We start from the raw sequence: 21,616 nt of genomic DNA on the forward strand, positions 1-21,616 counted from the left end.
CAAATACACGCCGCCCCACATTGCGCAGCACAAAAAACCACTTGTATGATGTCTATCAACAAAACACGCAAACCCGCATAAAAATAATCAGGGGGAGTTTTGAATTGTGAACAATTCAAGCCATGCATCTGTCGCTCCACACAGTGATTCAGTCCTCGCGCGTGCCGTGAGCAAAGTGAAGGGCCATGTGCTCCCACTGTTCGTGATCATGTTCATCCTCAACTACATCGACCGGGTCAACATCGGCTTTGTACGCACGCACATGGAGCATGACCTGGGCATCGGCGCGGCGGCCTACGGCCTGGGTGCCGGGCTGTTCTTCATTGGCTACGCGCTGTTCGAAGTGCCCTCCAACATGCTGCTGCAAAAGGTCGGCGCGCGTATCTGGCTGACCCGCATCATGTTCACCTGGGGCATCGTCGCGACCTTGATGGCGTTCATCCAGAACGAAACCCAGTTCTACGTCCTGCGCTTCCTGCTCGGCGTGGCCGAAGCCGGGTTCTTCCCGGGTGTGATCTATTACTTCACCCGCTGGTTGCCTGGCGTGGAGCGCGGTAAAGCCATTGCGATCTTCCTGAGTGGTTCGGCGGTCGCGTCACTGATTTCCGGCCCATTGTCGGGCGTGCTGTTGCAGATCGAAGGCTTCGGCTTCCACGGCTGGCAATGGATGTTCGCCATCGAGGGCCTGGCCTCCGTGGCGCTGGGGTTCTTTGTGTGGTTCTGGCTCGACTCCAAACCCCACGACGCCAAATGGCTGACCCGCGAAGAACAGGACACTTTGGTCGGCGCCATCGACCAGGAACAGCGCGAGCGGGAAGCGCTGACCACGGTCAAACCGACCATCGGCAAGCTACTCAAAGACCGCCAGATCCTGCTGTTCTGCGCCCTGTACTTCTGCATCCAGCTGACGATTTACGCCGCGACGTTCTGGCTGCCGAGCATCATCAAAAAGATGGGCGACCTGAGCGACGTGCAGGTCGGGTTCTTCAACTCGATCCCATGGCTGATCTCGATCATCGCCATGTACGCCTTCGCATCACTGTCGGGCAAGTTCAAGTTCCAACAGGCCTGGGTCGCCGCCGCGCTGTTGATTGCCGCCGCGGGCATGTTCATGTCCACCACCGGCGGGCCGATTTTCGCCTTTGTGGCGATCTGCTTTGCAGCCATCGGTTTCAAGTCCGCCTCGTCACTGTTTTGGCCAATCCCCCAGGGCTACCTGGACGTGCGCATCGCCGCCGCCGTGATCGCGTTGATCAACTCCATCGGCAACCTGGGCGGCTTCGTCGCGCCAACCACCTTTGGCTTCCTGGAACAGACCACCGGTTCGATCCAGGGCGGCCTCTACGGCCTGGCCGGCACCTCGGTGCTGGCGGCGATCCTGGTGTTCTTTGCCAAGACTTCGCCCGCTGCCGCGCTGGCCTCGCCAAGCGCTGTGCCGACGGGCGCCGCCATCAGCAAACCTCTTTGAGCCTATTTAGGAACTTGCCATGAACACTCCCGTAGTCACCCATTTCCACGTCATCCCGGTGGCGGGCCACGACAGCATGCTGCTCAACCTGAGCGGCGCCCATGGGCCATTCTTTACCCGCAATATCGTGATTCTCAAGGACAGCAGCGGCAATACCGGCGTGGGCGAAGTACCCGGCGGTGAACGCATCCGCGAAACCCTGGAAGACGCGCGTAGCCTGGTGGTCGGCCAGCCTATCGGCCAGTACCAGCGCATCCTCAATCAGATGCGCAGCACCTTTGCCTCTCGCGACGCCGCCGGGCGAGGCCTGCAAACCTTTGACCTGCGCATCACCATTCATGCCGTCACCGCCATGGAAGCCGCCCTGCTCGACCTGCTGGGGCAATTCCTCGACGTGCCGGTGGCGGCCCTGCTCGGCGAAGGGCAGCAGCGCGATGCGGTGAAAATGCTCGGTTACCTGTTCTACGTCGGCGACCGCACGGCCACTGACCTGGCTTATCGCAACGAGGCTGACGCCGATGACGACTGGTTCCGCTTGCGTCATGAGCAAGCCATGACTGCCGAATCCGTGGTGCGTCTGGCCGAAGCCGCCAAGGCCAAATATGGTTTCAATGACTTCAAGCTCAAAGGCGGTGTCTTGAGTGGCGATGAAGAAATCGAAGCGGTCACCGCCCTGGCCGAACGCTTCCCGGATGCGCGCATCACCCTCGACCCGAACGGCGCGTGGTCACTCAAAGAAGCCATCCGCTTGTGCCGCGACCAACACCACGTACTCGCCTATGCCGAAGACCCGTGTGGCGCAGAAAACGGCTACTCGGGCCGCGAAGTCATGGCTGAATTTCGCCGTGCCACGGGCCTGAAAACCGCGACCAACATGATCGCCACCGACTGGCGCGAAATGGGCCACGCGATCCAACTGCAATCGGTGGACATTCCGCTGGCCGACCCACACTTCTGGACGATGCAAGGCTCGGTGCGCGTTGCGCAGATGTGCAATGAATGGGGCCTGACCTGGGGCTCGCACTCCAATAACCACTTCGATATTTCCCTGGCGATGTTTACCCAGGTCGCGGCCGCCGCACCGGGGGAAATCACCGCCATCGACACCCACTGGATCTGGCAGGACGGCCAGCACCTGACCAAAGAGCCGCTGAAAATCGAAGGCGGCTACGTCAAGGTGCCCACCAAGCCTGGGCTGGGCGTTGAGATCGATATGGACGCCGTGGCGAAAGCCCATGAAGTCTACAAAGGCATGGGCCTTGGGGCGCGGGATGACAGCGTGGCGATGCAGTTCTTGGTTCCGGGGTGGCGCTTCAATAACAAGCAGCCGTGCCTGGTGCGCTAAGGCTTAAGGGCAACGGAGGTCAATGTGGGAGCTGTCGAGCTTTAGCGAGGCTGCGAAAGCAGTGGTTCAGGCGATATATCTATTGGCTCTGCCGCCGTCTTCGCAGCCTCGCTAAAGCTCGACCTGTCGAGCTTTAGCGAGGCTGCGAAAGCAGTGGTTCAGGCGATATATCTATTGGCTCTGCCGCCGTCTTCGCAGCCTCGCTAAAGCTCGACAGCTCCCACATTTGATCGGCGTTGTTATCGCTGATCAGGGCTTACCGACGGCTGCTGGCTTAGCCCTTGCCGCCTGATTGACAGCCAACGGCTGCACAGTGAGCTCAACCCCTAACGCCAGCATCAGCTTCTGGACCGTCTCATAGCGCGTTTTCGAGCCGCCTTTGAGCGTCTTGTACAGGCTCTCCCGATTAACCCCCGCAGCCTCGGCAACCTTGTTCACACCTTGGGCTTTAACGACCTCGGCAAGCGCCTTCATGAGCACCTGCGGGTCTTGCGACTTCATGCTTTGCGCCAGGTAAGCGCTGATGGTTTCAGGGCTGTCGAGAAAGCGCGAGGCTTCATAGACACTGGTGCCGGATGTATCAAGGTCGAGGATCGGCATGTCCTCGGGTTTGAATTTCGATTCGCTCATTTCATTGACCTCTCAGGGCATCGAGGATCTCTTTTGCCCGATTGATTCCTCGCTTCTGGTCGGTTTTATCGCTGCCCCAAAGCATCAGGTAAGCGGTGATACCAGTGCGCACAAAGTAGATCCTGTAGCCGGGCCCGACAAAAACACGCATTTCACTCAGGCCTTCACCGACGGGCTCGCAATCACCAAAGTTATTGTCTTCGGCGCGGTCCAAACGCGCCAACACAGCCGTTTTGCCCCAAATATCCTGCATACCGTCGAGCCCTGTATCGAACTCCGGCGTCCTGCCGATCAAGTTAGTCACAGATTCAAATGTAGCCTACTGGCTACTCCTTGCCGATGCTAGTTAATTTTTTGTTCCGGCGCGATCCGGAACAAAAACCCTAGCCCAGCCCCCGCATAATCAAGCTGTCGATACTATTAGCGCTTGTTTCCTTCACATTTAAAGCGCCCGATCAAACAACGGCGTCACGTCATACCGCTGCTTCAACATCTGCGCATCCACCAGGAAATCCGCCGTGGCCTGGGCCTCGCTGACGATCGTCGGCGAGATCGGCAGCACCTTGATCGCGTCACGCTTGAACCACACCTTGGCAATCTCCGGTGCGGATTGGTTGGCCTTCGACCATGCCTCGGCGTACTCATCGACATGGCTGCCGCTCCACACCCGAGCGCGGGTAAGACGCGCGACAAAGTCTTTGATGATTGCGCCTTTTTGCGCCAGCGCCGGTTCATACGCAACGATGTAGGTCGGCGCGCTCATCAGGCCCTTGGCGTTGCGAATCAGCGTGCTGCCCTCTTTCTCTTGCAGCGACACGTAGGGTTCCCAGGTGCCGAAGGCATCGATGTCGCCCTGGGTCAGCGCCAGGCTGGCTTCGGCCGGCAGCAGGTATTTGAAGGTTACGCTGCTGCGCGGCACGCCGGCTTCGTCCAGGGCTTTTTACGCCAATTGCTGGCTCCACGAACCGTTCCAGATCGCCACGGTTTTGCCTTTGAGATCGGCCACCGACTGAATGCCTTTGCGTGCCACGATGCCTACGCCATCGAGGCTGGTCTGGGTGCTGGCGACCACCTTCACTGGCGCGCCATTGGCGGCCAGGCTGATCACCGGCGTGTCGCCGACAATGCCCACGTCCAGCGCGCCGCTGGCGACCGCCGAGGCCACTGGGGAGCCGGTGTTGAAGCGTTTGAAATCGATTTTATACGGCAAGTCCTTCAACTCACCCGACAATTCCAGGACGATACGGTTGGAGAAGAACTGGTCACCCACCACCAGGGTCAGTGGCTCTGCCGCGCCTACCGAACTGCCATGCAGCGCAAGAGAAGCCAGGCCCAGCAGGGCGAGTACATTTCGACGATTGATCATGAGGAATCCACACAGTTTATGGCTGACTCAACCATCTGTGTGCATGCAGTCTGGTGATGAGAGAAGAGGTTTGAAGGTCGCCGAGCGTGGCGCCCGTAGAAGCTAACGCAATAAAAGCGCGGGGTTTAATACTGTTGCGCACTATCGATAGAACCGCTGCGCAGTTCGATAGCTATTTTTCGTATTAAAAACTTTGCCACCCGTGGGTTAGGGTGGCGTCACCAGACCACTGGACCCCAGCACTTGAGCCACTTTCTGCAAGGTCCATTGCATGTCGATTCCCGCGTTGAATATCTGGGGCACTGCGCCCTCGTCCCGTTATGAACAACTGGCCGCACCGTTTCGCCCACTCTTTGCCCACATCCTTGCGCACGCCGCTGAGGCTGATCAGACTCGCGCCAGCCTGGCGCCCGTCATCCAGCAACTGAACGCGCTGGGCTTGCCGCGCTGGCGCTTGCCCGTCAGTTACGGCGGCCAGGACGCAACCTTAGCTGAACTGCTCGCGCTGCTCACAGAGCTGTCCGCCGCCGACTCCAACATCACCCAGGCCCTGCGCGGGCATTTTGGTTTTTGCGAGGACGTGCTCTGCGCCAAAGACCTCGACTGGCGCGCCAAGTGGCTCGAGCGACTCGGCCAAGGCGCCCTGCTCTCCCCCGGCAGCACCGAAGTCGGCAACCAGACGCGCGGCGACTTCGAAACCCGCCTGCACCGCGATGCGGACGGCACCCTGCGCATCAGCGGCAAAAAGTTCTACACCACCGGCGCGCTCTACAGCGACCTGATCAACACCGTCGCCACCGGCGAAGACGGCACGGTCTACAGCGTGGTCGTCGACCTCAAGGCGCCCGGCGTGCAGATCATCGATGACTGGAACGGCTTCGGCCAACGCCTCACCGCCAGCGGCACCTGCCTCTTTAACAATGCCCCGGTGGAAGACGACCTGCGCCCCACCCACCAACGCTTCGGCTACGGCCAATCCTTCTACCAGATCTACCACCTCAGCACCCTCGCCGGCATCGCCCGCCGTGCGGCGCTGAGTGGTGCGCAAGAGCTCAGCCAACGCGCCCGGACCTTCACCACCGGCAACGCCGACACCGCCGCGCAAGACGTGCAACTGCTGCAAGTCATCGGCGAAGTGGCCAGCCAGGCCTACGCCGCACACGCCATCACCCAACAAGCGGCGCAGCGCCTGGAGCACACGGCGCAGTATGTGATCGCCCACGACCAGCCGCTGCATGACGACGACCCGCAGGTGGCATTGGCGGAGTTGGAAGTGTGCCTGGCGGTGAACCCGGTGGTGGATGCGACACTTGCCGCGACCACCGCACTGTTTGATGCGCTGGGGGCGAGCGCCACGGCGAGCAACAAGGCACTGGACCGGTTGTGGCGCAATGCGCGCACGTTGGCGAACCATAATCCACGGGTGTACAAGTCGCGGATCGTCGGCAATTACCTGGTGAATGGAGAGTTGCCGCCAGCGCAGTGGCGAGTGGGTGTGGCCAAAGCTTGATGAAACAACACTGGAGCAGTGTTGCCGAGTTGGAGATTGGGTTCCGAGCGGGCGCTTACAGCCTCCGCCGAGTGGCCGCCAACACAATGATCGAGACCACCAAGGCCAAATGTGGGAGCTGTCGAGCTTCAGCGAGGCTGCGAAGGGATCACCGCAGTGCACCTGCCAGACCACAACCGGGTCTTGCTGCTCGCGCAGCCGCTGCCCAATCCGCCCCAGTTCACCGATCAACTCCGTCGCGTGTTCGATGGCATTCACGCCATACGGCGCATACGCCGAGTGGCACGCTTCGCCCTGCACATCACAACGCATCGCGAGCTTGCCCTTGTGGCCGAGCACCGGTTTCAGCTCGGTCGGCTCGCCGATGATGCACAGCATCGGTTTTACCGGGCGCTGTTCCAATACCTTGAGCAACGAACGCACGCCCAGGCAGCCGGCTTCCTCGTCGTAAGACAGGGCGATGTGCACCGGCAGGCGCAGGTCTGCCTTGACCAGCGCGGGCACCAGCGCCAGCACGCAGGCGATGTAACCCTTCATATCCGCCGTGCCCCGGCCAAACAGCTTGCCGTCGCGCTCGGTCAGCTCGAACGGCGGCACTGTCCACGGCTGCCCATCCACCGGCACCACATCGGTATGGCCCGACAGCACAATGCCCGGCAATTCCACCGGGCCGATGCTGGCGAACAGGTTGGCCTTGCTGCGTTCCTCGTTGTAGACCAACTCACTGGCTACGCCGTAACCCGCCAGGTAATCGCGCGCACACTCGATCAACTGCAGGTTGGATTCGCGGCTGGTGGTGTCAAACCCCACCAGCGTCTGCAGCCACTCGCGGCTGCTGCTCATCGGTCGTCTCCGGCCACGCCGTAGCCGGGCGAGCGGTCGGGGGCGAGGGCGCGGTCGAGGTAGTCCTGCACTTGCGGGCGGTAGGCGTCCCAGAGCTTTTGCAGTGCGGCGATCGGCTGTTCCTCGGCCCAATCCACGCGCAGGTTGATGATCGGCCAGGTCAGTTCGCCCACCACCACCAAGGCGGCGGAATGCACCGGGCCGGCGTGCATCGCGGCCAGCAGGCGGTCGGCCAGTTGGCCTTCGCCGTGTTCGAAGGCTGTGACCATCGCCTCGATCACCGCGCGGTCGGCGAGCATATTGCCGGCGGCCACGCACTGTTCGCCCGAGACGGCATTGTGGGTGCCGAGGGTTTCGCTGCCGCTGAAATGCACGCTGCGGCCCAGGTGATCAATCGCCGTCAGTTGCCGGTATTGGCTGTAGCCGTTGCGGGTCAGGGCGTTGTCGACAGCCTCGGCTGGCGACAGGCCTTGTTCCAACAGGTCGAGCACGTCCGGGCCCAGGGCCGGCAACGTGATATTTTGGGTCGAGACCGCGCCCACCCCGGGGCGCAGCCACGGGCAGCGGGCGCCCACGGCGATGCTCGATGAGCTGATGGCGATGCCCAGCTGGCCGGTGTCTGCGCAACGGCCGACGATTGAAAAGGTCATGTGCAGCTCCTTATTCGGGAATAACGGCGATCACGTCAATTTCCATCAGCCATTGCGGCTGGCCGAGGGGTTTGCCGTGGCAATCGCGCCGGGGCTCGTCGTTTATCTGGGGCGTGTGGCACGACGCCAAGTACGTGGCCGACCACATCGCCATCCAGCGCCAATACCTCGAGTACCGCGAAGCCGCACCGGTTGTTCACAAAGCACCTGTCAGCGCCTGATCACCTTTTTCTGGAGTTTTTTTGATGCCTACTCACACTCGCATCCGCATGTTCAACACCAAAGAAACCTACCCCAACCAGAGCCTGGACAACGACCTGTGCCAGGCCGTGCGCGCCGGCAACACCGTGTATGTACGCGGCCAGGTCGGCACTGATTTCGACGGCAACCTGATTGGCCTTGGCGACCCACGGGCCCAGGCCGAACAGGCGATGAAAAACGTCAAGCAGCTGCTTGAGGAAGCAGGCTCCGACCTGAGCCATATCGTCAAGACCACCACCTACCTGATCGACCCGCGCTACCGCGAGCCGGTGTACCAGGAAGTCGGCAAGTGGCTCAAAGGCGTGTTCCCGATCTCCACCGGGCTGGTGGTCTCGGCCCTCGGCCAGCCGCAATGGCTGATGGAAATTGACGTGATCGCCGTTATTCCCGAATAAGGAGCTGCACATGACCTTTTCAATCGTCGGCCGTTGCGCAGACACCGGCCAGCTGGGCATCGCCATCAGCTCATCGAGCATCGCCGTGGGCGCCCGCTGCCCGTGGCTGCCACGCCGGGAAAGCCCAGGCAAAAAAAAGCGGACAGCAGGCCAAGCCTGGTCCGGCGTTCCAAACGCCACATTTCTAGATCCCTCTATATGGCACTGAGCCACTAATTGGCGGCGATAATAGGATGGCGAAATGCTGGCGTCAATTAAACGTATAAAAATGTGTCAGGACTGATGCAGGGATAAAGGGCAATAAGGACATGTCCTACAACAAGCCCTGAAACAGGAAAGTCCGAGGCGACAGCGCCTTGCTCCCTTGCCTACGCTTGCGTCAGAATCCGCCGGCTTGTGCGCTGGGGTGGGCGTCTCTAAGGTTGCTCGGTCGCTGAAAACTCAGTGATCGGGTTTAGTAGCCTGGGGTTATTCCAGTCAGTGCATAAGCTTCATCTGTCGGACGGTCTAGTCCGTGCTTGATGGTGGCTGTGTGCAGGGCGTCCTCGGGCGCGCCGGCTTTTTTGGAATTCCCCGGTCTACTAACCTGCGCACAGCTGCCACCCCTTTGTTTAGTAGCTCAGAGGTGGCGGCCCTAAAGTAGGAAATTCCAAGCATGTTCAAAATAACGCCTAACCCTCCGAGCGAGCCGGACCTGAAGCTAAATCAGGCTGCGCATCGCACCATTGATCGCTATCTCAATCCAGAATCTGACCCACCTTCACCACCGCCGGGTTTGTTCAGCGTTGCCGCCGACGCCAGCAACGAAACACTGATCACCAACAGCTACGAAACCTTTTCCTCGGTGACCGCCTTGCTGCTTGACCTGTCGGAGGACCTGACCGGGAAACAGCGCGATGTGGCGCTGGCGATTCACCAGTTGAGTGAGTTGGGGGTTTTGTTGATGGATAGGTTGATGGAGCGGGAGGCGGCTGTAGCGGGTACTTAGCGTTCAACGGTATGACCGGGCGCAGGCCACATTCAAAAAAGTGGCCTGCCTCCCATCTCGCCTAACCCAACCGAATACACGGCAACCGATACCTCACCTCGACCAGCTTCACACCACCGCGCTCAAGCGTGCGCTCACTCCCCGCATCCTCAACGCAGCCTGCCCTGCGATAAAACCGGATCGCTCGTTCATAGGCCGCACCGTCTTTGGCCCGCAAAGCGGACTCAGTTTTCTCATACAGCCCGCTCATGGGAACTTTGCTCCTGGCTATAAACAGATATCTGGAAGACGGCAGTGTGAATCGCCCTCAGTTTTCCAGACACATCCAAGGTCTGCAATTGGCCGATTGCCGCCTATCGCGAGGGGGAGGGCATCACTGCATGGAGCAGTGTTGGTACAAAAGTGGTACGCAGCTTTCATGCCGGCTCTGTAAGGCAAGTAATACATGGTCTACAGGATTAGTTGTTCCAATCCATCACCGAAAAGGCTGATGTTTTTCGCTCGTGACCGGCAGCAGTCGACCCATTGCAGCCCATCGCGATCAGCGGAAGTTGGTCAAAACCAGCTGTTGACTGACTCTGCGACTCGACATCACGAGTCGAACGGTGAAGCTGAATAACGCTATTTTTTTACAACCGGCCGAGTTGCCCGCTTGAAATAATCAGAGCTCTGGGCCGCTGAATTTTCCTGATGCAATACATTCTAAAAATATTCTCATGAGAGGGACTAGCGGACTGATCGACATGAACGTCTGATTGGTCGATTTTGCCAGCTTATCAGCCGCCGATAGGATTTTAGGTAATGATGCGCCACCAAATTCAAGGAAGATAACAACAATGAAAACCGCTTCCCGCGCCCTGTTCCTGCTCTGCCTTTCCACGCCCGCCTTCGCCGCCGAAAGCCCGGTCGGGTTCAAAACCGCCACGCTGCCCGATGCCCAGAACCACCGCCCTCTGGAGCTGGTCGTCTGGTACCCCGCCACCACCACTGCCAAACCCGAGCTGATCGCCGACAACACGGTGTTCATCGGCGCCCTCGGCGTGCCCGATGCTGCGCCAGCTGCCGGTGAGCATCCGCTGGTGGTGCTGTCCCACGGCCACGGCGGCAATTGGGGTAAACAGGTGTGGCTGGCCAGCGCATTGGCGCACAAGGGTTACATCGTGGCGGCGGTCAACCACCCTGGCACCACCACCAAAGACCGCAGCCCGCACGCTGCCGCACAGTTATGGCAACGCCCGGCCGACCTGAGCCGCGCTATCGACGCGGTACTGGCTCAGCCGAAGCAGTTTGGCGCGGTCGCGAACCACCAGATTGCTGCCGTGGGCCACTCCCTGGGTGGCTGGACCGTGATGGAAATCGCCGGGGCGCGTTTCGACCCTGACCTGTTCAGCAAGGACTGCGCCGAACACCCGAAGTTGGGCGGCTGCATTGGCTACCAGAAGATGAACCCCGCCGGCACGCCAGTTGGCAAGGCCCAACTGGCCGCTGACTTGCGCGATAAGCGCGTCACCGCAGTTGTGTCACTGGACCTGGGCCTGTCGCGCGGCTTCACCAGCGCCAGCCTGGGTGTACTGCCAGTGCCGGCGCTGGTGATCGCGGGGGGTGTGCCAACGGAGGATATGTCACCGGAATTGGAGTCCGCCGACATGGTCAAGCGGCTGCCAAAAGCTTCGACGCAGTACGTGGAGATAGGCGACGCCACGCACTTCAGCTTTATGTCGATCTGCAAGCCGGGAGGTATGGCGTTGATTGAAGAGAGCTCGCCCGGCGATGGCATGATTTGCCGGGATGGTGAAGGGGCTCGGCCACGGGCGGTGATTCAGCAGCAGGTGGTGGAGCTGATTACTGGGTTTCTGGGGCGGACGCCGTAACACCACCGAACGCTGACAAACCGACGTCGCCACAACCTTCCCACGTTTAAGCACCATCAACCGCGCCGGCAAGTCGAGAATCACATCACCCACCGAGCGCGTATCCAGCAACACCAAATCAGCAGCCTTACCCGGCGCCAACCCATAATCCTGCAGCCTCAGCGCTTTCGCCGGACTCGTGGTGAGCATCGACAACACCGTGGCCTGGTCATCCGCCCCGCCCAGGTGGCAGGCAGGAATTGCCAGTTGCGCAATGTTGAGCAAATCGCCGGTGCCAAACGGGGTAAACGCGTTGCGGATGTTGTTGGTGGCCAGGCACACATTCACGCCGCCATCGCGCAGTGCTCGCACCGGCGTCAGGGTGCGGCGCACGTTATGGTCGTCGCCGCGCGCACCGAGGTGCAAGTCGGTGGCGGGCAGGCACATGACGCTGATTCCGGCCTCGCGAATCAGGGCAATGATCTCGCGCTGTTTGTGCGGCGGCACGGCGCCCAGGCTGGTCAGGTGGCCGACACACACGCGCCCTTGATAGCCTTCCTCGAGGGTCTTGCGCGCGAGGTATTCAATGCTCATGTGGTCGGCGTTGTCGGCGAAGTCCTGATGGAAGTCGATGTCCTTGCCGTAGCGCTTGGCCAGGTTAAATACGTAGTCGATGTGTTCATGCGCTGAGTTATCGTTGTAGGGAATGCCGCCCACTACATCGGCGCCTTTTTCCATGGCCTCGACCATCATTGCCTGCATGCCCGGCAGTTTCAGGATTCCTTCCTGTGGGAAGGCGACCACCTGGATGTCGATGACGTCGCACAACCTGTCGCGCAACTCCAGTACCACATCAAAGCCGGTGAAGCCTTGCACCGGGTCAAACTCGGCGTGAGCGCGTACGTGGGTGGTGCCGGACTGCACCAGTGCACGCAGTACTTGGGTGGAACGCTCAAGAATGTCGTCACGGGTCAGTGTGGGTTTGAGTTCGGCGGTGACCGCTATCGCCTCCTTTAATGTGCCGGAACGATTGGCCTTGCGGTGCATAACATTGGCTTTTTCCAGGTGCAGGTGCCCTTCGACAAACCCCGGGATCAGCACGTTGCCGTGGCCTTGAATTTCCTGCTGGGCGTGCGCTGAAATGTGCGGCGAAATCTCGATGATTTTGCCGCTGTGCACCGCCACATCCATCAGTGGTTGTGCGTCGTCGATGCGTACGTTACGAAAGATTAAATCCATGACGATGGCCCTCAATGTTGCTGCCCTCAGGCACAGCGGGCGCAACGGTAGAAAACAACAATGGGTGGCTCAACCGTTTGAGCAGCCGTTACCCATCACGTGGTACTCAAGAATGTGCCGCTGGCCCTTGGAGTCTTCGTAGGTCATACGCACGGGCACCACGGCGCAGACGTCCGCAACGTCGCTGGTGGAAATGACGTGGGCGATGTCCAGGTGCTGGGCATAGCTGTATTGCTCGACCGGCAGTGGCTCGTCGGCCATCGCCGCAGCGGAAAACACGCCGAATATCAGTACAAGTAACCCTTTCATGTTCAGATGACCTCTTCCAAATCTGCAGGAAAGTGGAACCCGGCAGCTGTGCAGCGCCGGGCCCATTAGTAGCGTGATCAGAACGGTTTGGTCGGCAGGTACTTGCCATCCAGGGTGATCACTGCGCGGGAGCCGCCATCCGGGTCATCGACCTTCTTGATGTCCAGTTTGAAGTTGATGGCGCTGATGATGCCGTCGCCAAATTTCTCGTGAACCAGGGCCTTGAGCGTGGTGCCGTAGACCTGAATCATTTCGTAGAAACGGTAGATGGTCGGGTCGGTCGGGATACCGTTGCCGATGCTGCCGCGCACCGGAATGCTTTGCAGCAGGAGCACGGCATCAGCGTCGAGGCCCAGGGTGTCGGCAACCACTTGGGCGGCGTTGGCCGGCAGTGGGTGCTGGCCAAGCAAGGCGGCGGTGACGAAAGCTTCGTGCAGGCCGGTGCCTTCGGCGATCTGGGCGAACGACAGGTCTTTGCGGGCCTTGGCCAGGAGGATGACGTCGGCCAGGGCAAGGCGAGTGTTTTGGCTGATTTGTGACTGGATCATGGTGGTATCTCCGTGGGTAAAAATAAGGGTTAGTGCGAAACAGCGCGTACAGTTGGGTTGTCGGCCAGCGGCACGAACTTGCCGGTGCGGCCATCGAAGGCCTGGATGCAGCAGAAGGCGAGTGTTTTGGCTGATTTGTGACTGGATCATGGTGGTATCTCCGTGGGTAAAAATAAGGGTTAGTGCGAAACAGCGCGTACAGTTGGGTTGTCGGCCAGCGGCACGAACTTGCCGGTGCGGCCATCGAAGGCCTGGATGCAGCCGCTTTCGATGTCGTAAACCCAGCCATGCAGCGTTACGCGCTTTTCTTCGAGTGCAAGGCGCACTGAGGGATGCGTTTGGATATTGGCCAACTGAGCGATGACGTTTTCGCGCACCATCGAGGCGACCTTGGCGGGCTGGTCAACATGCTTGCGGGCCTCATTAACTACCCGGCCGGAATCGGCGTAGCGCAACCAGCCGGCCACGGCGGGCATGTGGTCCAGGCATTTGCAGGTGGCGATGGCAGTCATGGCGCCGCAGTCGGAATGCCCGCAGATCACGATGTCACTGACTTGCAAAGCGGCGACGGCGTATTCCACCGAGGCCGACACGCCGCCCGGCTCAGGGCCGTAGGACGGCACGATGTTGCCGGCGTTGCGAATGACGAACAGGTCGCCCGGCTCGCGCTGCGTGACCAGCTCTGGCACCAGCCGGCTGTCGGAGCAAGAAATGAACAGCGCCCGTGGGCTCTGCTGGTTGGCCAGGTCTTTAAACAGGCCGGCACGCTCGGGGAAGGCGCTGCGTTGAAATTTCAGGAAACCGTCGATGATGTCTTGCATGGGTGACTCCATTGGTTCGCGATGCGATGAAGCAAAGGTTACGGAGCTGGTGCAATAAGGTAAAAGTCTCATATATGATCAATAGCATTAGATAATCTTATGGGTTCAACCATGCTGGCACGACATATCCAATACTTCCTTGCGGTCGCGGAACATCAGGGCTTCACCAAGGCGGCGACGGCCCTGCATGTCTCGCAGCCGGCGCTGTCGCAGCAAGTGCGGCAGCTGGAAGAGAGCCTCGGCGCACAGTTGTTTGATCGCTCAGGACGCAAGACGCGCCTGACCGATGCCGGGGAGGTTTACCTACGCTATGCGCTGCGGGCGGCGCAGGAACTGCAGGAAGGCAAGCGTGCGATCCATGACGTGGGCGATTTGAGCCGGGGAACGCTGCGGATTGCAGTAACGCCGACCTTCACCACTTATCTGGTTGGGCCGCTGGTGGAAGCCTTTCACCAGCGCTACCCGAACATCACGCTGAACGTGCGTGAGGTCGCCCAGGAGCAGATGGAGAACCAACTGCTGGCCGACGAACTGGACGTGGGTATTGCGTTTGATGAGGTGCATGCGCAAGACATCGAGACCTTTCCCCTGCTGGTCGAAACCCTTGCGCTGGTAGTCGGTCAACAGCACCCACTGGCGGGGGAGCGGGCCATTGGGCTGGAGGCGCTGAATGGCGAATCATTGATTTTACTGAGCAAGGAATTCGCCACCCGCGAGCAAATCGACCGCTACTGCAACCAACACGGCATCCGCCCGCGCGTGGTGATGGAGGCCAATGTGATCAGTGCGTTGATTGAGGTGGTGCGCAGGACCACGCTGTCGACCTTACTTCCGGCCGCCATTGCGCGGGCGCATCCAGAGTTGGTGGCCGTTGAGTTGGGGCCGCAGCGGTTAGAGCGCACTGCGGTGTTGATGCAGCGCAAAGGGGTTTATCAGTCTGCGGCTGCACGGGCGTTTATGGACGTAGCGAAGCACGTGGCGGGAGCCTAGGAATATTTATCCCAGAGCTTGTTTCGAAATCGTTTGCCTGGGTCCAATTGCGCCTTGAGTGCGAACAGGCGCCGGGCGTTCGGGTAGGCGCGTGAGAATTGCTCCGGCGTCGCATGCAGCTGGTACGGCAGATAGTAGGTTCCGCCTAGCGCTTCATCGCGACCAATTGCGGGACAGTGATGCGTTTAGTGCGGGTGTGGATGCTCATCGAGGGTCTTCCGTTTGCGCTGAATACCCGGCCCGATTATTGGCAGAACGCACGGCGATTCAATGCACAGATCGGCGCTAAAAAGCGACCCAGGTTTTTAAACTGGTATCATCCAAACCTTCACCGATCAGGCAAAAAGAAATGAACCGCCAGAAAAAACTCAAGCAGCTCTTCAAGGCCAAAGCGAAAAAAGCCAGTGCCAAATTGGCGCCGAAAAGCAAAGACATCTACATCAGCAAAGCCGACCGCGCCAAACTCGAAGCTGAGGCCGATCAAGCCTCAACCAGCGCTGCTGACACGTCCAGCTGAAGGCGTCCCCGCTTCATATTTGCCCCAGATACGCCGCAGATGCCGCGCCGAACCAAAGCCGGCGCGCTCGGCAACGGTTTCAATGTCCAGGGTCGATTCAACCAGTAATTCACGCGCCACGGTCAACCGCAGTTGGTGCAGGTAATCCAGCGGGCTGATGCCGACGTGCTCGTGAAATAACCGCGCCAGGTGGCGGCTGCTGGTGTAGGCCAGGCCGGCCATACGTGTGACGGTCCACGGCTCACACGGGGATGCGGCGATGGCGTCCTGCACCCGATGCACGGCGGGATGCAGGTGGTTGCGCCCGGCCAGCCATGGCGACAACTGCGGGTCGGCGCCGCTGCGGCGCATGTACACCACCATGTCCCGCGCCACCGCGCAGGCCAGCCGTGGCCCGGCCAGTTCGGCGACCAAATGCAGCATCAAGTCGATGCCCGCTGTAACGCCAGCGCTGCAACTGATATTGCCATCGGTGACGTACAGGCGGTTTTCCAATACCCGGGCCTTTGGCGCCATGGTTTGCAAAATAGGGCACAGCGCGTGGTGAGTGGTGCACTGGCGCCCGTCGAGCAACCCTGCACGGGCGGCGCTCAAGGCACCGGCACACACGCACACCAGCCGTTCGCCGGAGGGCGCGAACACGGTTTGCAGCCACTGGGTCAGTTTATTGCTGGCCGACTCGAACACCTGCTGACGTGCCCGGGTGACCTTCGAGGTGGAGCCCACCAACACCACCAACGTGCCGGGCGCCAGGCTTGGCGGCAATGGCGCCAACCCGCTCAAGGGCAAGCCGATAGAGGTTTGCAGCGACTCCACCGGGCTGACGTACTGCAAGTCGAAGTCGATGGCCGCCGGGGCTTCGGCTTGAGCCGCCAGGCGCAGCACTTCGGCGGGGCCGGCCAGGTCGAGCATCAGCACGTTGGGCAACAGCACGAACAGCACCGGCACGCTCATAGGTTCAACCTTCCAGTGCCTGGGCCACGCTGGCAATGCGCGCGAAACGCCCTTCCAGCACCAACTCCGTACGCTCGCGGATCTCGGCTGCGGTGTAGACCCGGCCACTGCGTGCGTGGGTCATCGGGAAGGTCATGGTCGCCTCGCTGACAAAATCCACATTGAGGCCGCTGTCCGAGGCCTGCCGTGTGGTGGTTTCACAGCACTGTTCGGTGCGAATGCCACTGATGATCACCGTCGTCACGCCCATCTCCGTGAGCCGCGCAGCCAGGGGCGTGCCGGCAAAAGCGCTGTGGTAGCGCTTGTGAATGATCAAGTCGGGGTTGATCGACAATTCGCTCAACGCCCGCACGTTGCCGGAGGCCAGGGAAAAATGCCCTTGGTCCTCGACATGCAAGACTTGTATCACCGGGATGCCGTGTTGAACACACCCATCGATGAGCGCCTGTTGTTTTTCCAGGTAAGCCGGCAGGTCATTTTCGGACCAGTAGGTTGAATGGCGGAACGAATGTTGGGCATCGATAACGATAAGGGCTTTGCGGTTCATGAGGGGGCCTTCTGGCTGGCTGATCAGTGAATGATGCAAGCCATACTAGGCACTCAGACAGGTGAGCAACAGGCTCATGCCGGACCACTTCAGGACGGATTCGGACATGCGTTTCAGCATGGCCAGGCACAGGGTGCAATCACTTGGCGAACAGCTGGCTCATGTCCTTGAACGCTTTGAACTCCAGCGCGTTGCCGCACGGGTCAAACAGAAACATCGTGGCTTGCTCGCCGACCTGGCCTTGGAAGCGGATGTAGGGTTCGATCACAAACTGGGTTTCACGTGCCCTGAGCCGATCGGCCAAGGCTTCCCACTGCTCCCATTGCAGGATGATGCCGAAATGCGGGACCGGTACATCGTGACCATCGACGGGGTTTGAGTGCACCGATTCCTGAGTGTCAGTCTTGGGGTGTTGATGGATGACGAACTGGTGGCCGTAAAAGTCGAAATCGACCCATTGCGCGCTGGAGCGGCCCTCGGAGAGCCCAAACACCTCGCCATAGAAGTGGCGAGCGGCAGCGAGGTCGTAGACGGGAATAGCTAAATGAAAGGGCGAAAGGCTCACGGTGGCTACCTGCAGGTTCTGTTATTCAGAACGCGATTCTTCACCAGAAAGCCCCTGCGATAAAGCGCATATCTTTCGCCCTGAGCCTCAATTTTTTTGATGCTCGCGCCCTACTTCGGCGCCCCCAGCACTTCTATGACGCACGCCCGGAATAACGCGAAGAGCGGCAGTTGGCGCTGGGTGTACTTGGTCAGCAGCACGATTTCACGATAGAACGTGAGCGTGTCCAATCGCAAAACCCGCACGTCGCTGCCGTGTTCCAACCACAAGCCGGCCATCGGTACCAGGGACACGCCGAGGCCGCTTTGGACCATCTTGACGATGGCGTCCAGCTCGTCGAGTTCCAGTGCCTGTTGCGTCTGGATCTTGTGTTCCTTGAGAAACTGCGTGACCTGGCGCCCGCCGAATGAACCGCGGTCGTAACGTACAAAGGGCTGCTCACGCAGGATCTGCAACGGGTCATCGCCCGGTACGTCTTTGGCGGTGATCAGCACAAAAGGCTCGCGGGCGATGACCTCGATATTCAGGTCCTTGGGCAGGTTGAACGGCGGGTGGATCATGATCGCCAGGTCCAGCTCGCCGGCATCGACCTGGCTGAGCAGGTTCAGCGAAACCCCCGGCACCAGGTTGACCTCGATGAACGGCGCGCGGCGCTTAAGCGCCACCAGCGCCTGGGGCAGAAGGCCGGTTTGCACACTGCCGATGGCGCCGATGCGCAACGAACCGTGGAAGTCGTTGGCGCTGTCGGGGGTACCCATGCGCGAGAAGATGTCGAGGATTTCCTCCGCCAGCGGCACCGCGCGCTGCCCCGCTGAGTTGAGGGTGGCGGAGCGGCCGGTGCGGTCGAACAGCTTTACCCCGAGCGCGTCTTCAAGGTGTTTGATTTGTGCGCTCACGGCCGATTGCGTCAGCCCCACCTGCTGGCCGGCGGCGGCAAAGGTGCCGCGCCGCGCCGCGCTCACGAAGGTTCTCAACTCTCTGATCATGCCGGTTACCTCACTGGTTCACTCAGCAGCCGTTCAACGCCACCTGCGGGCGCTCGCCCGCAAAGAACAACGGACGCAGCCGCACGCCCACGCTGTTACCGATAAACGCCGCCACCAACCACACCCAGCCATGCAGGCTGCCCGAGGCGATGCCACTGAAGTACGCGCCGATATTGCAACCGTACGCCAAGCGCGAGCCGTAGCCCAGCAACAAGCCACCGATCACCGCCGCCACCAGCGAACGCGCCGGAATGTTCAGGCTCGGCGCAAAACGCCCGGCCAGGCCTGCCGCCAACAGCGCACCGAGGACGATGCCGATGTCCATGACGCTGGTGATGTCTTCCCACACCGGCGCGGCCAGGGCCTTGGCATTGCCCGGCATTTGCCAGAACGCCCAGTTGGCCACATCCACACCCAGACCGCTGGCGACTTTGGCGCCCCACAGCGCGAACGCCGAGGTGATGCCCCACGGCCGCCCGGCCAGTGCCAGGGTCGCGTAGTTGAGCAGCGCCAGGCCAATCGCGCCCCACACCAACGGCCAGGGCCCGCGCAAGAAACGGCGCCAGCCTGTGTGTTCGCTGGTGACGCGCGCTTCAAGCTGGCCATGACGACCCTTCTCGATGCGAACGCTGACCGCTGCGATGATCGCGAACACGGCCAAGCTCAAGAGCAATGCCGGCACTACGCCGAAGCTTTTGACGATGGAAACCGCTGGGAACGACGGCAATGCGAACCACCAATCGACATGGTGGGTCGCAATCAACGAGCCGCAGATAAAGAAGAATAACGTCACCAACATGCGCGCATTGCCGCCACCCACGGTGAACAAAGTGCCCGAGGCGCAACCGCCGCCCAACTGCATGCCGATGCCGAAAATAAACGCACCAAACACCACCGATACCCCGGCCGGCGCCACCAGCCCGACCACCGGCTGGCCAAACAATGTACCCGCCCCTAGCGCTGGGAAAAACAGCACGACCGCCACCGCCAGCATCACCATCTGTGCGCGCAAACCAGCGCCGCGCCGATCATTGATGAATACACGCCAGGCCGACGTGAAGCCGAAGGCGGCGTGGTACAGGGTCAAGCCCAGCGCCGCGCCGACCACCAGCAACAGCACCTGGCGCGAGCCGACGCTGTTCTGCAGGAACACGGCGCCCACCACCAGGATGATAAACGCCAGCAGTGGCGCGATGGGCTTACGCGCGGGGGGCAGGGAAAGGGAGGTGCTCATGGGGAGTCTCGGTGTGTTTGAATGGGGTAGGTATGATGGCATGGAATCCGGACGCCAAGGCCAACAGGTCGAGTGTGGGAGTCTTGCGTGTTTTCTGAATGAATAGAACGAGTTCACATGGGCAATACACCGAAACTGGAAATCGAGCGTACCGCGGCTTGGCCAAGCGTTCTACAACCATTTCCAACTGCACAAACTCAACGATCAGGCGTCCATTTGCGCACTCCATGGCAGCGATGGAGAGAAAGCGAAGGCCGCGATTTTGCGGCTGTTTGAAATCAAGTGATCTTTTAGCGAACCGGCCATCATCGAGTGGCCCGACAACCGGAGGAACTAACGCCCTCATGAGTGTCCTCGGCACGTTCCGTTCCCTGCGCAGCCCCAACTACCGCATCTGGGCCGCCGGTGCGCTGGTGTCCAACGTCGGCACCTGGATGCAACGCACCGCCCAGGATTGGCTGGTGCTCACCCAACTCACTCCGCACAACGCCGCCGCCGTGGGGATCGTCATGGCACTGCAGTTCGGGCCGCAGTTGTTGTTGCTGCCGTGGACCGGGTTTGCCGCCGACCACTACGACCAGCGCAAGCTGCTGATCGCCACCCAGGCGGTCATGGGCCTGCTGGCGCTGACGCTGGGGGTATTCACCATCACAGGCTTCGTGCAGCTCTGGCACGTGTACGTGTTTGCGTTTTTATCCGGCTGCGCCTCGGCATTCGATGCGCCGGTGCGGCAGATTTTCGTGGCCGAACTGGTGGGCGAGAAAGATTTGTCCAACGCCATCGCGCTCAACTCCACCTCGTTCAACATGGCGCGCATGATCGGCCCGGCCGTGGCGGGCGTGACCATCGCCTCAGTCGGCACCGGCTGGGCGTTCCTGCTTAATGGCTCGAGCTTTTTTGCGGTGCTGGCGTCGCTGTTTTTCCTGCGCGTGTCCAGCCAACACATCAAGGTGCGCGCGCTGCGGACCAAAGGCAGCCTCACCGAGGGCATGCGTTATGTGTGGGCGCGGCCGGACCTGAAGGCGATCTTGCTGATGCTGTTTCTAATCGGCACCTTCGGCATGAACTTCCCGATTTTCATCTCGACCATGGCCGTCACCGAATTCCATGCCGATGCACGTGGCTACGGCCTGCTGACCTCGACCCTGGCCATCGGCACCATCGCCGGCGCGCTGATTGCCGCCGGCAGTGAGCGACCGCAGTTCAAGTCACTGCTGACCGGCGCGGCGGTGTTTGGCTTTGGTTGCATACTCGCAGCGTTGGCACCGAACTACTGGATGTTCGCGATTGCGCTGGTGATCATCGGCGTGGGTGCCATGACCTTCAGCAACACCACCAACAGCCTGATGCAACTCACCACCGAGCCCGCCATGCGCGGACGCGTGATCGCTCTGCGCGTCGCCGTCGCCCTCGGTGGCACGCCGATTGGTGCGCCCATCGTCGGCTGGGTGGCCGACCACCTCGGCCCGCGCTGGGCGCTGGTGGTTGGCGCGGTGTCGGGCATCCTGGCGGTTGGCGTGGCGCTCTACACCCTGAAGCGTCAGCTGGACCGGCCCAAATAGCGCCTGCACACACCGCCTTGTATAGGGGGGTGGGGTAT

At 60.7% G+C, this 21,616-nt stretch carries 22 protein-coding genes and 5 pseudogenes; 11 read left to right on the top strand and 16 right to left on the bottom strand.

Annotated features, from left to right (window positions below):
- Positions 1-106: 106 nt before the first annotated feature.
- Together GJU48_RS15785 and gudD are read left to right on the top strand one after the other, a co-directional pair.
- Complete coding sequence (locus tag GJU48_RS15785) at positions 107-1,468, top strand: MFS transporter (RefSeq protein ID WP_094953255.1); 1,362 nt, start codon at positions 107-109, stop codon at positions 1,466-1,468.
- A 19-nt stretch (positions 1,469-1,487) separates the two neighbouring features.
- On the top strand, positions 1,488-2,813 hold the full coding sequence (gudD, locus tag GJU48_RS15790) for a glucarate dehydratase (RefSeq protein WP_094953254.1): 1,326 nt from the start codon (positions 1,488-1,490) through the stop codon (positions 2,811-2,813).
- A gap of 249 nt (positions 2,814-3,062) precedes the next feature.
- Here the strand turns inward: gudD and GJU48_RS15795 are convergent, their stop codons facing one another.
- The 4 genes from GJU48_RS15795 to GJU48_RS25340 all read right to left on the bottom strand — a co-directional run bounded on the left by GJU48_RS15795 (position 3,063) and on the right by GJU48_RS25340 (position 4,809).
- Positions 3,063-3,443 carry an addiction module antidote protein gene (locus tag GJU48_RS15795; protein WP_094953253.1) on the bottom strand — a complete coding sequence of 127 codons (381 nt, stop codon included), beginning with the start codon at positions 3,441-3,443 and terminating at the stop codon, positions 3,063-3,065.
- Between the two features lies 1 nt (position 3,444).
- Entirely contained in the window at positions 3,445-3,747 is a 303-nt protein-coding gene (locus GJU48_RS15800; protein ID WP_094953251.1) for a type II toxin-antitoxin system RelE/ParE family toxin, read from the bottom strand.
- Positions 3,748-3,885: 138 nt separating this feature from the next.
- Positions 3,886-4,362, bottom strand: a complete 477-nt coding sequence (locus GJU48_RS25335; RefSeq protein WP_256589314.1) for a type 2 periplasmic-binding domain-containing protein — start codon at positions 4,360-4,362, stop codon at positions 3,886-3,888.
- Between the two features lie 21 nt (positions 4,363-4,383).
- Positions 4,384-4,809, bottom strand: a complete 426-nt coding sequence (locus GJU48_RS25340) for an ABC transporter substrate-binding protein (RefSeq protein ID WP_256589313.1) — start codon at positions 4,807-4,809, stop codon at positions 4,384-4,386.
- Positions 4,810-5,080: 271 nt separating this feature from the next.
- On the opposite strand from GJU48_RS25340, the gene GJU48_RS15810 reads away from it, so the two are divergent.
- Complete coding sequence (locus tag GJU48_RS15810) at positions 5,081-6,319, top strand: acyl-CoA dehydrogenase family protein (RefSeq protein ID WP_094953249.1); 1,239 nt, start codon at positions 5,081-5,083, stop codon at positions 6,317-6,319.
- 177 nt (positions 6,320-6,496) lie between these two features.
- Here the strand turns inward: GJU48_RS15810 and GJU48_RS15815 are convergent.
- Both GJU48_RS15815 and GJU48_RS15820 read right to left on the bottom strand, forming a co-directional pair.
- Positions 6,497-7,162, bottom strand: a pseudogene (locus GJU48_RS15815) (M20/M25/M40 family metallo-hydrolase); the annotation flags it as partial.
- Positions 7,159-7,812 (bottom strand): DUF1028 domain-containing protein, encoded by a 654-nt coding sequence (locus GJU48_RS15820; RefSeq protein WP_155296039.1) that lies wholly within the window; start codon positions 7,810-7,812, stop codon positions 7,159-7,161. The gene GJU48_RS15820 and the pseudogene GJU48_RS15815, both read right to left, overlap by 4 nt.
- A gap of 68 nt (positions 7,813-7,880) precedes the next feature.
- On the opposite strand from GJU48_RS15820, the pseudogene GJU48_RS15830 reads away from it, so the two are divergent.
- The 4 genes and pseudogenes from GJU48_RS15830 to GJU48_RS15845 all read left to right on the top strand — a co-directional run.
- A pseudogene (locus GJU48_RS15830) lies at positions 7,881-8,033 on the top strand (FAD-dependent oxidoreductase); the annotation flags it as partial.
- A gap of 24 nt (positions 8,034-8,057) precedes the next feature.
- Positions 8,058-8,468 (top strand): RidA family protein, encoded by a 411-nt coding sequence (locus tag GJU48_RS15835; protein ID WP_003207327.1) that lies wholly within the window; start codon positions 8,058-8,060, stop codon positions 8,466-8,468.
- Positions 8,469-8,478: 10 nt separating this feature from the next.
- Positions 8,479-8,577 (top strand): annotated as a pseudogene (locus GJU48_RS15840) (DUF1028 domain-containing protein); the annotation flags it as partial.
- Between the two features lie 546 nt (positions 8,578-9,123).
- The gene (locus tag GJU48_RS15845; protein ID WP_094951521.1) at positions 9,124-9,456 is read left to right on the top strand and encodes a DUF6124 family protein; all 333 of its coding nucleotides are present in this window, start codon (positions 9,124-9,126) and stop codon (positions 9,454-9,456) included.
- 61 nt (positions 9,457-9,517) lie between these two features.
- Here GJU48_RS15845 and GJU48_RS25345 read toward each other — a convergent pair.
- Positions 9,518-9,655 (bottom strand): annotated as a pseudogene (locus GJU48_RS25345) (GNAT family N-acetyltransferase); the annotation flags it as partial.
- 637 nt (positions 9,656-10,292) lie between these two features.
- Between GJU48_RS25345 and GJU48_RS15850 the strand changes: the two are divergent.
- Entirely contained in the window at positions 10,293-11,327 is a 1,035-nt protein-coding gene (locus tag GJU48_RS15850; RefSeq protein ID WP_155296041.1) for an alpha/beta hydrolase family protein, read from the top strand.
- 36 nt (positions 11,328-11,363) lie between these two features.
- Here GJU48_RS15850 and GJU48_RS15855 read toward each other — a convergent pair.
- The 4 genes and pseudogenes from GJU48_RS15855 to GJU48_RS15870 all read right to left on the bottom strand — a co-directional run.
- Positions 11,364-12,545, bottom strand: a pseudogene (locus GJU48_RS15855) (amidohydrolase family protein); the annotation flags it as partial.
- A 69-nt stretch (positions 12,546-12,614) separates the two neighbouring features.
- Positions 12,615-12,854 carry a DUF2790 domain-containing protein gene (locus GJU48_RS15860; RefSeq protein WP_094949844.1) on the bottom strand — a complete coding sequence of 80 codons (240 nt, stop codon included), beginning with the start codon at positions 12,852-12,854 and terminating at the stop codon, positions 12,615-12,617.
- Positions 12,855-12,931: 77 nt separating this feature from the next.
- Positions 12,932-13,402 carry a cyanase gene (cynS, locus tag GJU48_RS15865; RefSeq protein WP_094949845.1) on the bottom strand — a complete coding sequence of 157 codons (471 nt, stop codon included), beginning with the start codon at positions 13,400-13,402 and terminating at the stop codon, positions 12,932-12,934.
- A gap of 179 nt (positions 13,403-13,581) precedes the next feature.
- Positions 13,582-14,223, bottom strand: a complete 642-nt coding sequence (locus GJU48_RS15870) for a carbonic anhydrase (RefSeq protein ID WP_094949846.1) — start codon at positions 14,221-14,223, stop codon at positions 13,582-13,584.
- 111 nt (positions 14,224-14,334) lie between these two features.
- Between GJU48_RS15870 and cynR the strand changes: the two genes are divergently transcribed.
- A complete protein-coding gene (gene cynR / locus GJU48_RS15875; protein WP_094949892.1) occupies positions 14,335-15,213 on the top strand; it encodes a transcriptional regulator CynR in 879 nt (292 codons plus the stop codon).
- A 349-nt stretch (positions 15,214-15,562) separates the two neighbouring features.
- Positions 15,563-15,730, top strand: coding sequence for a DUF2986 domain-containing protein (locus tag GJU48_RS15885; protein ID WP_094949851.1), 168 nt, complete (start codon positions 15,563-15,565; stop codon positions 15,728-15,730).
- Here the strand turns inward: GJU48_RS15885 and GJU48_RS15890 are convergent.
- The 5 genes from GJU48_RS15890 to GJU48_RS15910 all read right to left on the bottom strand — a co-directional run bounded on the left by GJU48_RS15890 (position 15,701) and on the right by GJU48_RS15910 (position 20,016).
- Positions 15,701-16,684, bottom strand: a complete 984-nt coding sequence (locus GJU48_RS15890; protein ID WP_094949852.1) for a GlxA family transcriptional regulator — start codon at positions 16,682-16,684, stop codon at positions 15,701-15,703. The genes GJU48_RS15885 and GJU48_RS15890 overlap by 30 nt on opposite strands.
- A gap of 4 nt (positions 16,685-16,688) precedes the next feature.
- On the bottom strand, positions 16,689-17,231 hold the full coding sequence (locus GJU48_RS15895) for a cysteine hydrolase family protein (protein WP_094949853.1): 543 nt from the start codon (positions 17,229-17,231) through the stop codon (positions 16,689-16,691).
- Positions 17,232-17,370: 139 nt separating this feature from the next.
- On the bottom strand, positions 17,371-17,796 hold the full coding sequence (locus tag GJU48_RS15900) for a VOC family protein (RefSeq protein ID WP_094949854.1): 426 nt from the start codon (positions 17,794-17,796) through the stop codon (positions 17,371-17,373).
- A gap of 110 nt (positions 17,797-17,906) precedes the next feature.
- A complete protein-coding gene (locus GJU48_RS15905) occupies positions 17,907-18,782 on the bottom strand; it encodes a LysR family transcriptional regulator (protein ID WP_094949855.1) in 876 nt (291 codons plus the stop codon).
- 22 nt (positions 18,783-18,804) lie between these two features.
- A complete protein-coding gene (locus tag GJU48_RS15910) occupies positions 18,805-20,016 on the bottom strand; it encodes a YeeE/YedE family protein (RefSeq protein ID WP_094949856.1) in 1,212 nt (403 codons plus the stop codon).
- A 344-nt stretch (positions 20,017-20,360) separates the two neighbouring features.
- Here GJU48_RS15910 and GJU48_RS15915 point away from each other — a divergent pair, with 344 nt between their 5' ends.
- Complete coding sequence (locus GJU48_RS15915) at positions 20,361-21,578, top strand: MFS transporter (RefSeq protein ID WP_094949858.1); 1,218 nt, start codon at positions 20,361-20,363, stop codon at positions 21,576-21,578.
- Positions 21,579-21,616 lie beyond the last annotated feature (38 nt).

Origin of the sequence: Pseudomonas sp. IB20, from assembly GCF_009707325.1 — a bacterium.
In the GTDB taxonomy this organism is placed as follows: Bacteria; Pseudomonadota; Gammaproteobacteria; order Pseudomonadales; family Pseudomonadaceae; genus Aquipseudomonas.

Bases quoted from the DNA above. Each gene is read 5' to 3' on its own strand.
- gudD (WP_094953254.1), top strand. From the start codon at position 1,488: ATGAACACTCCCGTAGTCACCCATTTCCACGTCATCCCGGTGGCGGGC.
- GJU48_RS15895 (WP_094949853.1), bottom strand. From the start codon at position 17,231: ATGAACCGCAAAGCCCTTATCGTTATCGATGCCCAACATTCGTTCCGC.
- GJU48_RS15905 (WP_094949855.1), bottom strand. From the start codon at position 18,782: ATGATCAGAGAGTTGAGAACCTTCGTGAGCGCGGCGCGGCGCGGCACC.
- GJU48_RS15820 (WP_155296039.1), bottom strand. From the start codon at position 7,812: ATGACCTTTTCAATCGTCGGCCGTTGCGCAGACACCGGCCAGCTGGGC.
- cynS (WP_094949845.1), bottom strand. From the start codon at position 13,402: ATGATCCAGTCACAAATCAGCCAAAACACTCGCCTTGCCCTGGCCGAC.
- GJU48_RS15890 (WP_094949852.1), bottom strand. From the start codon at position 16,684: ATGAGCGTGCCGGTGCTGTTCGTGCTGTTGCCCAACGTGCTGATGCTC.
- GJU48_RS15850 (WP_155296041.1), top strand. From the start codon at position 10,293: ATGAAAACCGCTTCCCGCGCCCTGTTCCTGCTCTGCCTTTCCACGCCC.
- GJU48_RS15910 (WP_094949856.1), bottom strand. From the start codon at position 20,016: ATGAGCACCTCCCTTTCCCTGCCCCCCGCGCGTAAGCCCATCGCGCCA.
- GJU48_RS15870 (WP_094949846.1), bottom strand. From the start codon at position 14,223: ATGCAAGACATCATCGACGGTTTCCTGAAATTTCAACGCAGCGCCTTC.
- GJU48_RS15885 (WP_094949851.1), top strand. From the start codon at position 15,563: ATGAACCGCCAGAAAAAACTCAAGCAGCTCTTCAAGGCCAAAGCGAAA.
- cynR (WP_094949892.1), top strand. From the start codon at position 14,335: ATGCTGGCACGACATATCCAATACTTCCTTGCGGTCGCGGAACATCAG.
- GJU48_RS15795 (WP_094953253.1), bottom strand. From the start codon at position 3,443: ATGAGCGAATCGAAATTCAAACCCGAGGACATGCCGATCCTCGACCTT.
- GJU48_RS15810 (WP_094953249.1), top strand. From the start codon at position 5,081: ATGTCGATTCCCGCGTTGAATATCTGGGGCACTGCGCCCTCGTCCCGT.
- GJU48_RS15845 (WP_094951521.1), top strand. From the start codon at position 9,124: ATGTTCAAAATAACGCCTAACCCTCCGAGCGAGCCGGACCTGAAGCTA.
- GJU48_RS15915 (WP_094949858.1), top strand. From the start codon at position 20,361: ATGAGTGTCCTCGGCACGTTCCGTTCCCTGCGCAGCCCCAACTACCGC.
- GJU48_RS15835 (WP_003207327.1), top strand. From the start codon at position 8,058: ATGCCTACTCACACTCGCATCCGCATGTTCAACACCAAAGAAACCTAC.
- GJU48_RS25340 (WP_256589313.1), bottom strand. From the start codon at position 4,809: ATGATCAATCGTCGAAATGTACTCGCCCTGCTGGGCCTGGCTTCTCTT.
- GJU48_RS15860 (WP_094949844.1), bottom strand. From the start codon at position 12,854: ATGAAAGGGTTACTTGTACTGATATTCGGCGTGTTTTCCGCTGCGGCG.